Raw genomic sequence first — 11,152 nt, 5'->3', positions numbered from 1 at the left:
CAGGGGCGTGGTGACCGGCGGGATGATCGTGGTGGTTTCCGGCGGGATGACCGGCCTTCGTTCCGTCGGGATGATCGGGATCAGGGGCGTGGTGACCGGCGGGACGATCGTGGTGGTTTCCGGCGGGATGATCGGGGGGAGCGGCCGCGTGGTCCGCGCAGGGATGACGACCGGGGGCGTGGTGACCGGCGGGATGATCGTGGTGGTTTCCGGCGGGATGACCGGCCTTCGTTCCGTCGGGATGATCGGGATCAGGGGCGTGGTGACCGGCGGGATGATCGTGGTGGTTTCCGGCGGGATGACCGGCCTTCGTTCCGTCGGGATGATCGGGATCAGGGGCGTGGTGACCGGCGGGACGATCGTCCGTCGTTCCGCCGGGATGATCGGGGGGAGCGGCCGCGTGGTCCGCGCAGGGATGACGACCGGGGAAGGCGTCCGTACGGTCAGGGCGGCGGCCGGGACCGTGATGACCGGGGCGGTTACCGCAGCCGACGTGGAGACGGAGGCCCGGGCTACCGGCGTGAGGAGCGTCCGCGCGACCGCGGTCAGGACCGTGACCGTGAACCCATCAGGCGGCTGCCCATCCCGGAGGACGTCACCGGGCAGGAGCTGGACAAGGACGTGCGGCAGGAGTTGATGAGCCTGCCCAAGACGCTCGCCGAGGATGTCGCCAGGAATCTGGTGATGGTGGCGAAGTTGCTGGACGAGGACGCCGAGCAGGCCTATGGCTACGCCAAGGTCGCACTACGGCTGGCTTCCCGTGTGGCCGCGGTGCGGGAGGCCGCGGGCTTCGCCGCATACGGGGTGGGGAAGTACGCCGAGGCGCTGGCCGAGTTCCGGGCTGCCCGCCGGATGACCGGCTCCTCCCACCTGTGGCCTGTGATGGCCGACTGCGAGCGCGGCCTCGGCCGGCCGGAGAAGGCACTCGCCATGGCCGGCGAGCCGGAAGTGCAGAAACTCGACAAGGCCGGGCAGGTGGAGATGCGGTTGGTCGCCGCGGGAGCGCGACGCGACATGGGGCAGGCCGAGGCGGCCGTGGTCACGCTTCAGAGTCCCGAGCTGGCGTCGAGTTCCATGCAGCCCTGGACGGCGCGGCTGCGTTACGCGTACGCCGACGCGCTGCTGGCCGTGGACCGGGAGGAGGAGGCCCGCGAGTGGTTCGCCAGGGCGCTGGAGGCGGACCAGGGCGGGATGACCGACGCGTCGGACCGGCTGGCCCAGCTGGACGGCGTGGAGTTCCTGGACGCGCTCGACCCGGAAGCGGATCCGGAAGATGTGCTGCCGGAGCCGGAGAAGGGGAACGGGGAGGCGGCCGGGGGCGCGGCCGGGAGCGGCCGGGAGGACCGGAAGAGCGCGGACGAGAGTCGCGGCCGGGATCGTGACCGGGGCGCGGAGGAAGAGCGCTGAGCGGCGCCTGAGGTGCGAGAGCGCGAGGCGAGGGCGGGGTCCGTCTCGGACGGACCCCGCCCTGCCGTATGGTCAGGCGGGCCCTTCCCCCGGCTGGCCGTCGAGGGTGCGCAGTACCAGGCCGGTGGCCGGTTTGGGGCCGAAGGACGTGGACTTGCGCGGCATGGTCACGCCCTGGCGGGCCAGTCCGCGCACGGTTTCCTCCGTGACCGCGCGCATCAGGACCGCCGAGCCGCCCAGGCGCTCGGCCTGCTCCACGGCCGCCGCCGCATCGTGGAGGTAGCCGATCCCGGAGGGGCCGTCCGGGACGCGCCAGACGGCGCCCAGCAGCGCGGAGTGCAGGACCGTGGCGTCAAGCCGCCGCCATTCCCCGGGAAGACCGCCGGGGACGGTGCGTGTGAGCAGACCCGGGTCGGGGTCGTGGAGCAGTCGGAAGACGCCGTCGCCGGTGAGGAGGAAGGCGTTGCCGGGGGTGGTCTCCAGGGCGCGCAGGGCGCGGGGGAGCGGGCCGGCGTCCGGCCCCCCCCCCCCCGCGCCCCCCCCCCCCCCCCCCCCCCCCCACGCCGAAGGCGCCCTCCAGCCGGGCCAGGGCGTCGGCCACCGGCAGGCGGGGCAGTACGCGGTGGATGGCCTGCACCCGCAGCGGGTAGCGGGCGGTGTCCACCAGCAGTACCAGGCCGTGGTCCCAGAAGCCGGCCTGGCCGGCGGACGACCCGGTCTGCTCGGAGCGCAGCCGCAGGTAGGTGGCCCAGCGGTGGTGGCCGTCGGCGATGAGCGCCTGGTGGCGGGAGAGGTCGCGCCCGGCCTCGGCGATCTCCTCCGTGTCGGTGACTGCCCACAGCCGGTGCGAGAAGCCGTCCTCGGTGGTGGTGGAGAGCAGCGGAGGTCTGCCCGCGGTGCGCTCGATGACGGCGGTGGCACCGGTCGCGGTGCCGTCGCCGCGGTACGACAGCAGCAGCGGTTCGAGGTTGGCGGCGGCCTCGCGCATCAGGGCGGCGCGGTCCTCGACGACCTCCGGCATCACGTCCTCGTGAGGCAGTACGACGCCCTCGTCCGGCGGGGTCAGCCGCAGGGAGCCGATCAGGCCGCGCTGGAGCACGTCGCCCCGGCGCTGCTCGTAGACGTACAGGGCGGGCTCCGGGTCCCGTACGAGGACGCCGTCGGTCTCCCAGCGGCGCAGGGTCCGGGCGGCCTGCCGGTGCCGGGCGGCGGGGTCGGCGGCCTCGGGGAGGATCAGCCGGACGATGTTGTGGGGGTCGGCGGTCTGCAGGTGGCGCAGGCCGTCGGGTCTGACCACGACGTCGTACGGGGGCGAGGTCACGGCTGCCAGGCTGCCGACCCGGTCGGGGGCGTAGCGCAGGCCGCGGAAGGGGGCGAGGAGGAGGCCGCCCGAGGGGTGTTCGGGGCCCTGGGATCGCAGCATTGGTGCATGCTATGCCGGTGTGCGGGGTGAGGGATGATCGGGGGAGGAAGACCGCCGGCCCGAGGAGCGAGACGACGATGACCGGACCCCATCGCCCGATACGGACCCGGCCTGAGGGCTGCGGAGCCCCGCCGAGCCGGGTGTACGACACCGCACTGCTCGATCTGGACGGTGTGGTCTACGCGGGCGGCGAGGCCGTCGTCCACGCGGTCGAGTCACTCGCGGCGGCCCGGGAGGCCGGGATGCGGCTGGCGTACGTGACGAACAACGCCGCGCGCACCCCCGAGACCGTCGCCGGGCACCTGACACGGCTGGGAGTGCCCGCAGAGCCGGGGGAGGTGGTCACCTCGGCGCAGGCGGTGGCGCGGATGATCGCCGAGGAGCTGCCGGCGGGCTCGCGGGTGCTGTGCGTGGGGGCGGAGGGTCTGCGGGTGGCGCTGCGCGAACGCGGTCTGGTGCCGGTGGAGTCGGCGGACGACGCCCCGGCGGCGGTCGTGCAGGGGTACGGCGGGCCGGAGATGCCCTGGGGGCGGCTGGCGGAGGCGGCGGTCGCGGTGGGACGCGGACTGCCGTGGTTCGCCTCCAACGGGGACCTGACGATCCCCAGCGGCCGGGGTATCGCGCCGGGCAACGGCGCGGCCGTGGAGGTGGTGCGGATCGCGACGCGCTGGATGCGCCCGGCTCCGGAGCCGAGGACGGCGGGTAAACCGCTGCCGCCGATGCACCGCGAGACGATCCTGCGCACGGGTGCGGAGCGGCCGCTGGTGGTCGGCGACCGGCTGGACACCGACATCGAGGGTGCGTACGCGGGTGGCGTGGACTCGTTGCTGGTGCTCACCGGGGTGACGGACGCGGCGCAGCTGCTGGCCGCTCCTCCCGGGCACCGGCCGACGTATGTGGCCGCGGACCTCAGGGCCCTGCACCGGGCGCAGCCGGAGGTGGAGGAGCCGCGCGGCGGGGAGCGGGGTGGGTTCCTGTGCGGCGGCTGGGCGGCCTCCGCGGAGGGCGGCGTACTGCGGCTGGAGGGACGGGGGGAGGACCCGGTGGACGGGTTGCGGGCACTGTGCGCCGCCGCGTGGACGGAGGCCGGGGAGGGCATGTGCGGGGCCGGTACGGACGAGGCGCTCGCGGCCCTCGGGATGTGACACCGGCCTCCGCGCCCGGGTCTGTGTGACCGCTCTCACGCCGGCACGGGGCGGCGGGCGCGGCCGTGGGCTCATCGGTCATGAGGTCGGGCGCGGTGCGGTCGGCGGACCGCGATGCCCGCGGAGGCGACGCGGCGTTCCCCGACCGTTCCCGTCCGGCTTCCTCGGTCCTCGGTCCGGGAGGGAAACGATCAGAGCAGCGACCGCAGGCGCAGCAGGTCCCGCAGGCCCGCTTCCAGTCTGACGCGGCCCCGGGTCCAGGCGCGGGCGAAGTTCAGCCGCCCGTCCACCAGCGAGACCAGGTCGTCGCTGGCCATGGCCAGTCTGATCTGGGCGCGCACGGGCGGCGGGCCGTGGACGGTGGCCATGTCCTCGATGCGGCCGTGGACGAGCCGGCCGGTGAAGGTGGTGTCCAGGTCCGTGAGACGGCAGCTGACCGAGCGTTCCAGGGCGGCGGCGCCGCGCACGTCGTCGTCCGCGTCCGCGAGGTTCCTCGCCAGCCGCTCCAGCGCGGTCCGGCACTGCTGTGTGGTCGCCATCGCCTCACGACGGTACCTCACAGGGAGTGCCCGCCGACGGGGCGGACGCCGTGCGAGGTAGCGTCGTGACCATGGACGAGCCGATGTCCGGCAGCGCGCCGGAGACGGAACCAGCAGCACGGGGCCCGGTGGGCGAGGGGACGGGGCCGGGGGAGGAGTCCCTGGCCGGGGGCGGCGGGCCGCGGCCCCCGGGGCTGCGCGTGGTGCCCACCGGGGACGCCGGGGTCGACGCCCGGCTGCGCCGCCTGGCGGACGCCGACCACCTCGCCGTTCCCGGCCATCTGGAGGTGTACGAGGATGTGCACCGCGGACTGCGTGACACGCTGACCGCGCTCGACCAGCGACCCGGGCCGCCCGCACCGGGCGCGCCGCACAACCCCGGGAGCTGAACCGCACGTGGCAGCGTCACGAAACCAGCGTGGCCGGCGCAACCGGCTCGACGCGGAGCTGGTGCGCCGCGGCCTGGCCCGCTCGCGCGAGCACGCCGGCCGGCTCATCGCCGCCGGCCGGGTCGCCGTCGGCGGCGCCCCCGCGACCAAACCCGCGACCCAGGTGGAGACCGGCGCCGCCGTCGTCGTCGCCGAGGACGCGGCCGACCCCGACTACGTCTCGCGCGGCGGCCACAAACTGGCCGGCGCGCTGGAGGCGTTCACCCCCCGCGGGCTGACCGTGGCCGGGCGGCGGGCGTTGGACGCCGGGGCGTCCACCGGCGGCTTCACCGACGTGCTGCTGCGCGCCGGCGCCGCGCGCGTGGTGGCCGTGGACGTCGGCTACGGGCAGCTCGCCTGGTCGCTGCGGAGCGACGAGCGGGTGCTGGTGCGCGACCGCACCAACGTCCGCGAGCTGACCCTGGAGCAGATCGGCGGTGAGCCGGTGGACCTCGTCGTCGGTGATCTGTCCTTCATCCCGCTCGGCCTGGTGCTGCCCGCCCTCGCGCGCTGCGCGGCGCCCGGGGCCGACCTGGTGCTGATGGTCAAACCGCAGTTCGAGGTGGGCCGGGAGCGGCTGGGCAGCGGGGGCGTGGTGCGCAGCCCGGCCCTGCGCGCCGAGGCGGTCCGCGCCGTCGCGGGCCGGGCCGCGGGGCTGGGCTTCGGCGTGCTCGGAGTGACCGCCAGCCCTCTGCCGGGACCCTCCGGTAACGTCGAGTACTTCCTGTGGCTGCGTGCCGGGGCGCCTGAACTGGACCCGGCCGATGTCGACCGAGCCGTGGCGGAGGGCCCCCAGTGACCACGCAGAACACGAAGCAGAGCACGACCGAGCGGGCCGCCGAGGGCGCCGGGGGCGCGGAGGGCACCGCTCGGACGGTGTTCCTGATCGCCCACACCGGCCGTCCGGCCGCCGTCCGCAGTGCCGAACTGGTCGTTCAGGGACTGCTGCGCAGCGGCATCGGCGCGCGCGTCCTGGCCCAGGAGGCGGCCGACCTGGAGCTGCCGCCGTCCGTGCAGATAGTGGCGGACGGCGAGATCTGCGAGAAGGCCGTGGAGGGCTGCGAGCTGATCGTCGTCCTGGGCGGGGACGGGACGCTGCTGCGCGGCGCCGAGTTCGCCCGCGCCTCGGGGGTGCCGATGCTGGGGGTCAACCTCGGCCGGGTCGGCTTCCTCGCCGAGGCCGAGCGCGACGATCTGGACAAGGTGGTGCGGCGGGTGGTCGCGCGCTCCTACGAGGTCGAGGAGCGGATGACCATCGATGTGCTCGTCCACAGTGACGGGGACGTCGTCCACCGCGACTGGGCGCTGAACGAGGCCTCGGTGGAGAAGGCCGCCCGTGAGCGGATGCTGGAGGTCGTCGCGGAGGTCGACGGCCGGCCGGTCTCCCGCTTCGGCTGCGACGGGGTGGTGTGCGCCACGCCCACCGGTTCGACGGCGTACGCCTTCTCCGCGGGCGGGCCGGTGGTCTGGCCGGAGGTCGAAGCGCTGCTGCTGGTGCCCATCAGCGCTCATGCGCTGTTCGCCAAGCCTCTGGTGACCACGCCCGACTCGGTGCTGGCCGTCGAGGTGCAGCCGCAGACCCAGGGGGGTGTCCTGTGGTGCGACGGGAGGCGCACCGCCGAGCTGCCCGCCGGGGCCCGGGTGGAGGTACGGCGCGGTGCGGTGCCGGTCCGGCTGGCGCGGCTGCACCACGCCTCCTTCACCGACCGCCTGGTGGCGAAGTTCGCCCTCCCGGTGGCCGGGTGGCGCGGAGCGCCGCACTGACCGCGGCCGCGCCCGTCGTGCGCGTACGGCGGGGAGGAAGGGGCGCGCGGAACGTGTGGTGCGGACCGTGAGTGGGGATCCTGGCGTGGAACCTCGTATGGTCGTATCCGTGTTGGAGGAGATGCGGATTCGGGCCCTGGGCGTGATCGACGACGCCGTCGTCGAGCTGTCCCCCGGCTTCACCGCGGTGACCGGCGAGACCGGCGCGGGCAAGACCATGGTCGTCACCAGTCTGGGACTGCTGCTCGGCGGGCGGGCGGACGCCGCCCTGGTACGGGTGGGAGCCAGGGCCGCCGTGGTGGAGGGCCGGATCGTGTTGCCGCCCGGCGCGCCCGCGGCGCGGCGGGCCGAGGAGGCGGGTGCGGAACTGGACGAGGGCGTACTGCTGGTCAGCCGGACGATCTCGGCCGAGGGGCGCTCGCGCGCCCACGTCGGCGGGCGCTCGGCGCCCGTCGGGCTGCTGTCGGAGCTGGGCGAGGACCTGGTCGCGGTGCACGGCCAGACGGACCAGCAGGGCCTGCTGCGGCCCGCCCGGCAGCGCGAGGCGCTGGACCGGTACGCGGGCGAGGCGGTCTTCGCCCCCCTGGCCGAGTACGGCGAGGCCTACCGGCGGCTGCGCGCGGTCTCCGCCGAGCTGGCCGAGCTGACCACGCGCGCCCGCGAGCGCGCCCAGGAGGCCGATCTGCTGCGCTTCGGCCTGGAGGAGATCGCGGCGGCGGAGCCCCGGGCGGGCGAGGACGCCGAGCTGGCGGCCGAGGCCGAGCGGCTCGGCCACGCCGAGGCCCTGGCGTCGGCCGCGGCCACCGCCCACGACGCGCTGGCCGGCGATCCGGCCGACCCGGAGTCGGTGGACGCGGGTGGGCTGGTCGCGGGCGCCCAGCGCGCGCTGGAGGCCGTGCGGTCGCACGACCCGGCACTGGCGGCGCTGGCCGACCGGCTGGGCGAGGTGGGCATCCTGCTGGCGGACGTCGCCGGGGAACTGGCCGGGTACGCCGACGATCTGGACGCCGACCCGGCACGGCTGGCCGCCGTCGAGGAGCGCCGGGCCGCCCTGTCCCACCTGACCCGCAAGTACGGGGAGGACACCGCCGCCGTCCTGGCCTGGGCCGAGGAGAGCGCCGCCCGGCTCGCCGAGCTCGAGGGCGATGACGACCGGATCGGTGAACTGACCGCCGAACGTGATGCGCTCCGCACCGAACTGGCCGCTCTCGCGCAGCGGTTGACGGACGCCCGGGCGGAGGCCGCCAAGCGGTTCGCCGACGCGGTCACCGCCGAGCTCGCCGAGCTCGCCATGCCGCACGCCCGCGTCACCGTGGAACTGCGGCAGCACCGGACGGCGGACGAGGACTCGGGGATCGAGGTGGACGGGCGGCTGGTCGCCTTCGGCCCCCACGGCGTGGACGAGGTGGAACTGCTGCTCGCCCCGCACCCCGGCGCTCCGCCCCGCCCCATCGCCAAGGGAGCCTCGGGCGGTGAGCTGTCGCGGGTGATGCTCGCGGTCGAGGTCGTCTTCGCGGGCACCGCCCCGGTGCCGACCTATCTCTTCGACGAGGTGGACGCCGGTGTGGGGGGCAGGGCGGCCGTGGAGGTCGGACGGCGGCTGGCGCGGCTGGCGAAGTCGGCGCAGGTCGTGGTCGTCACCCACCTTCCGCAGGTCGCGGCGTTCGCCGACCGGCATCTGGCAGTGGAGAAGACCTCCGACGGCTCGGTGACGCGCAGCGGTGTGAAGACCCTCCGGGGCGAGGACCGGGTGCGCGAGCTGTCGCGGATGCTGGCCGGGCGGGAGGACTCGCAACTCGCCCGCGCCCATGCCGAGGAACTGCTGGAGGCGGCCCGCTCCGGGATCTGAGGCGGGTTCCCGGGCACCCCTCGGGCGCCTCCTTCGGCCGCTCGCGTTTCACCCGTACGGTGTGGCGTCCTCCAGGGGCCGCGGTGGCATCCTGGAGGTGCCGCACCGTCCGTACGCCGTACGCTGCCGAGCGTGGTCCGCGCCCCGGACGGGAGGCGGACCCGTGATTCCGAGCAGCCTTCCCAGCCCCCAGCCCTCCGATTCCTCCGAGCCCTCACACCAGGAGTTCCGGCCCCCTTGTGAAGACCACCCCGGTTCCACCGCGTGGCGGACCGCCGCTGCACGTCGTGCAGGTGATCGGCGGCGGCAGCGCCCGCGTCCGCGCGCATGTGCGCTCACTGACCGCCGGACTGGTGGCGCGGGGGGTGCGGGTGACCGTGTGCGCGCCGCCGGGCACCGAGCCGGACCACGGCTTCACCGGCCTCGGCGCCCGCTTCGTCCCCCTGTCCGGCGGCACCGGCCCCGAGGTGGCCGCGGTGCTGCGCGCGGTGTGCGCGGACGCCGGTGTGGTGCACGCCCACGGACTGCGCGCCGGTGTGCCGTCCGCCCTGGCGCTGTGCGGGCGGCGCCGGACGCCGCTGGTGGTCACCTGGCACGCCCGGGCCCGGTCCGCAGGGGTGCGGGCCCGGCTGATGACGCTGCTGGAGCGGCGGGTGGTGCGGGCCGCGCGGGTGGTGTTCGGCACCACCTCGGACCTGGTGGACCGGGCCCGCCGCCACGGCGCCCGCGACGCCCGGCTGGCTCCGGTGACCGTGTCCGTGACAGGCGGGACGTACCGCGGGAAGGGGCCGGGCGGTCCGGACGGCACGGCGCGGGAGAAGACCCGGGCCGAACTCGGCGTCACCGGCCGCCCTCTGGTCCTCGCCGTCGGCCGGCTCGTCCCCCGCCAGGGCCACACCACCTTGCTGACCGCCTCCCGCGCCTGGCGCCGGCTGGACCCGCAGCCGCTGCTGGCCATCGCGGGAGAGGGACCGACGCGCCCCGCGCTTCAGCGCCGCATCGACGCCGAGAAGCTGCCGGTACGGCTGCTGGGGCGGCGCGCGGACGCCCTGGAACTGCTCGCCGCCGCCGATGTCGCCGTGCTGCCCGCGCGCTGGGAGGGCCGGGCGGTGGTGGCGCAGGAGGCGCTGCGGGCCGGGGTGCCGCTGGTGGCGAGCGCGGTGGGCGGTCTGCCGGAACTGGTCGGCGACGCCGCGCTGCTGGTGCCCTACGGCGACGCGGACGCGCTGGCGGAGGCGGTGGGCGGGCTGCTCGGGGATCCCGCCCGGCGCAGCGGCCTGGCCGCGGCCGGGCGTGCCCAGGCCGCCACCTGGCCGAGCGAGGACGACACGGTGGCCCAGGTGCTGAGTGTGTACGACGAGCTGGCGCCGCGGGGAGGCTGACCGCCCGGACCCCGCCGTGCCGGGCCGGCTCAGCCGGAGTCGCGGACGACCAGCCGGGCGGGAGTGACGACCGGGGCCGGCCGGCCGCCACCGGGGGTGTCGCCCAGCCCGAGCCGCCGCAGCAGCAGCTCCGCCATCATCCGGCCCATTCCCTGGATGTCCTGGCGCACGGTGGTCAGCGCGGGCTCGGCCCAGGCGGCCTGCTCCAGGTCGTCGTAGCCGACCACAGCCACGTCCTGCGGCACCCGCAGCCCGCGGGCACGCAGCGTCCGCAGCGCGCCCGTGGCCGTCAGATCGTTGCCCGCGAACACCGCGTCCGGGCCGGGCGAGCGGTCCAGCAGTTCGGCCATGGCCCGCTCGCCGCCCTCGGCCGTGAAGTCGCCGTGGGCGACCAGGGCGGGGTCTGGTTCGGCCACACCCAGGGCGTCGAGATAGCCGTCGAACCTGTCCAGGGCGGAGGTCTGGTCCAGCGGACCGGTGATCACCGCGATCCGCCGCCGCCCCCGCCGGCGCAGGTGCTCCACCGCCTGCCGGGCGCCGCCCCGGTTGTCGGTGTCCACGTACAGCAGCTCGGGGTCGTCCTCGGCGCCGGGCCAGCCCGGCCGGCCGCCGAAGACGGTGGGCAGGCCGGAGGCGTTCGCCATGGACGGCAGCGGGTCGTCGCGGTGCAGCGAGAACATCAGCGCGCCGTCCACGTGCCCGCCCGCCAGATAGCGGCCGATGCGGTCGTAGTCCGTACGGCCCTCCAGCAGCATGAGCAGCAGCTGTGTGTCGTACGCCGCCAGCTCGCGGCTGATGCCGCGCAGCTGCTGGGCGAAGAAGGGGTCGGAGAACACGCGGGTCTCCGGCTCGGCGATCACCACGGCGACGGCTCCGGTACGGCGGGTGACCAGACTGCGTGCCGCGCTGTTGGGCACGTAGCCCAGCTCGGCCACGGACGCCTGGACCCGGTCACGCAGGGGCTTGCGGACACCGGCGCCCCCGTTGACCACGCGCGACACGGTGGCACGGGAGACCCCGGCATGGGCGGCGACCGCTTCGAGGGTGGGTCTGGGACCGTGCACGGGCGAACAACTCCTTCTCTCGCGGAACCCCGGCGCTGCCGCCGGACGCGGGCGGTCGTCCCACTCTGCGGGTGAGAGCGCTTTCACGACCCCGTCGTACGTTGTACAACACCGTGGCACGGCACCGCCCGGCGCGTCCGTTTCCCGGACG

At 75.6% G+C, this 11,152-nt stretch carries 9 protein-coding genes and 2 pseudogenes; 8 read left to right on the top strand and 3 right to left on the bottom strand.

Features of this window, described 5'->3' with window-relative positions; translation table 11 throughout:
• Both AC2CJA_RS18215 and AC2CJA_RS18210 read left to right on the top strand, forming a co-directional pair.
• Window positions 1–637 (top strand): annotated as a pseudogene (locus AC2CJA_RS18215) (hypothetical protein); the annotation flags it as partial.
• Window positions 622–1,407, top strand: a complete 786-nt coding sequence (locus AC2CJA_RS18210; RefSeq protein ID WP_484603758.1) for a tetratricopeptide repeat protein — start codon at window positions 622–624, stop codon at window positions 1,405–1,407. The pseudogene AC2CJA_RS18215 and the gene AC2CJA_RS18210, both read left to right, overlap by 16 nt.
• A 72-nt stretch (window positions 1,408–1,479) precedes the next feature.
• Here AC2CJA_RS18210 and AC2CJA_RS18205 read toward each other — a convergent pair.
• A pseudogene (locus AC2CJA_RS18205) lies at window positions 1,480–2,830 on the bottom strand (DUF1015 family protein).
• A 77-nt stretch (window positions 2,831–2,907) separates the two neighbouring features.
• Between AC2CJA_RS18205 and AC2CJA_RS18200 the strand changes: the two are divergent.
• Window positions 2,908–3,975, top strand: coding sequence for an HAD hydrolase-like protein (locus AC2CJA_RS18200; RefSeq protein WP_484603757.1), 1,068 nt, complete (start codon window positions 2,908–2,910; stop codon window positions 3,973–3,975).
• Between the two features lie 191 nt (window positions 3,976–4,166).
• Here AC2CJA_RS18200 and AC2CJA_RS18195 read toward each other — a convergent pair whose 3' ends face one another.
• Window positions 4,167–4,514 carry a sterol-binding protein gene (locus AC2CJA_RS18195; protein ID WP_484603756.1) on the bottom strand — a complete coding sequence of 116 codons (348 nt, stop codon included), beginning with the start codon at window positions 4,512–4,514 and terminating at the stop codon, window positions 4,167–4,169.
• A 71-nt stretch (window positions 4,515–4,585) separates the two neighbouring features.
• Between AC2CJA_RS18195 and AC2CJA_RS18190 the strand changes: the two genes are divergently transcribed.
• The 5 genes from AC2CJA_RS18190 (at window position 4,586) to AC2CJA_RS18170 (ending at window position 9,937) form a co-directional block, all read left to right on the top strand.
• A complete protein-coding gene (locus AC2CJA_RS18190) occupies window positions 4,586–4,903 on the top strand; it encodes a hypothetical protein (protein ID WP_484603755.1) in 318 nt (105 codons plus the stop codon).
• Window positions 4,904–4,910: 7 nt separating this feature from the next.
• Complete coding sequence (locus AC2CJA_RS18185; RefSeq protein WP_484603754.1) at window positions 4,911–5,741, top strand: TlyA family RNA methyltransferase; 831 nt, start codon at window positions 4,911–4,913, stop codon at window positions 5,739–5,741.
• A 77-nt stretch (window positions 5,742–5,818) separates the two neighbouring features.
• A complete protein-coding gene (locus tag AC2CJA_RS18180; RefSeq protein WP_484603759.1) occupies window positions 5,819–6,706 on the top strand; it encodes an NAD kinase in 888 nt (295 codons plus the stop codon).
• Window positions 6,707–6,803: 97 nt separating this feature from the next.
• Entirely contained in the window at window positions 6,804–8,555 is a 1,752-nt protein-coding gene (recN, locus tag AC2CJA_RS18175; RefSeq protein ID WP_484603753.1) for a DNA repair protein RecN, read from the top strand.
• A gap of 239 nt (window positions 8,556–8,794) precedes the next feature.
• Window positions 8,795–9,937, top strand: a complete 1,143-nt coding sequence (locus AC2CJA_RS18170) for a glycosyltransferase family 4 protein (RefSeq protein ID WP_484603752.1) — start codon at window positions 8,795–8,797, stop codon at window positions 9,935–9,937.
• 29 nt (window positions 9,938–9,966) lie between these two features.
• Here AC2CJA_RS18170 and AC2CJA_RS18165 read toward each other — a convergent pair whose 3' ends face one another.
• Window positions 9,967–11,001, bottom strand: coding sequence for a LacI family DNA-binding transcriptional regulator (locus AC2CJA_RS18165; RefSeq protein WP_484603751.1), 1,035 nt, complete (start codon window positions 10,999–11,001; stop codon window positions 9,967–9,969).
• Window positions 11,002–11,152 lie beyond the last annotated feature (151 nt).

The organism is Streptomyces sp. ATLC9, from assembly GCF_057196705.1.
This window is presented reverse-complemented; position numbering and strand designations above follow the sequence as displayed.

What these genes read in the sequence shown, in the direction of transcription:
- AC2CJA_RS18195 (WP_484603756.1), bottom strand. Translation starts at nt 4,514, where the DNA reads ATGGCGACCACACAGCAGTGCCGGACCGCGCTGGAGCGGCTGGCGAGG.
- AC2CJA_RS18190 (WP_484603755.1), top strand. Translation starts at nt 4,586, where the DNA reads ATGGACGAGCCGATGTCCGGCAGCGCGCCGGAGACGGAACCAGCAGCA.
- AC2CJA_RS18200 (WP_484603757.1), top strand. Translation starts at nt 2,908, where the DNA reads ATGACCGGACCCCATCGCCCGATACGGACCCGGCCTGAGGGCTGCGGA.
- recN (WP_484603753.1), top strand. Translation starts at nt 6,804, where the DNA reads ATGGTCGTATCCGTGTTGGAGGAGATGCGGATTCGGGCCCTGGGCGTG.